1 protein-coding gene is annotated in these 678 nt (G+C 61.2%); it reads left to right on the plus strand.

Translation table 11 applies throughout. The features are described 5' to 3' along the window. Nucleotides 1-322: 322 nt before the first annotated feature. Nucleotides 323-678, plus strand: a 356-nt coding sequence (locus GY725_25915; GenBank protein ID MCP4007633.1) for a hypothetical protein, incomplete at its 3' end; no start/stop codon positions are given.

Below are 678 nucleotides of genomic sequence, written 5' to 3' on the forward strand. Positions count from 1 at the left end.
CGCTCGCCATCTGCGTCAATTGAACCTGAACTTGCGCCGCCCCCTCGAGGGCGCTGTCTTGTTCCAGTTCGACGAGCTCGAGTCTTTCGAGGCCCATCGGAGCTTCCGTCCCCTGAGCATCCCCGTCCTGATCGAGAGCAAAAGTCGTTACCACATTTGGAGCGAGTCAGCGACGATTCGTCCCAAGGGCAAGATGACCCCCGCGCGCCTCGAAAGGCTCGCCATCGAGGAGGAGAAGCATGGTAGGCGCAAGGATCGCTCACGGGAAGCATGCCGCCGGACGCTGAAACGCGGCGGCGATCTCTTGGCAGAGGGAGCAACGGTGACCCTCTTCACCGACGAGAAGTCGAGCTACCCGGGGCTGGCGAGCGAGACGCTCGGGAGCGCACTTGTGATGCACTCCAAGACGAATAGCCACCTGGCTCGGATGACATGGAATCCGCTCTTTCCAATCAACCACGAGGATGCGCGCCTGCGGGATACGGTCGGACGGCTACGGAGGCAGTCCTGGCTTGTGACGAAGCGTCGGCGCTATCTGGACCTTGCTTTGCAGATGCAGATGGCGCATCGCAATCTGATCGGCAAGCGCTTCAATTATGACAAGGAGTCGCCAGCTCAGATGCTGGGGTTTGTCTCGCGCAGGCTGACCCTGGGGGAAGCGCTTTCGTGGAGCCAACG

The sequence above is a fragment of the bacterium genome (assembly GCA_024226335.1).
In the GTDB taxonomy this organism is placed as follows: Bacteria; Myxococcota_A; UBA9160; order SZUA-336; family SZUA-336; genus JAAELY01.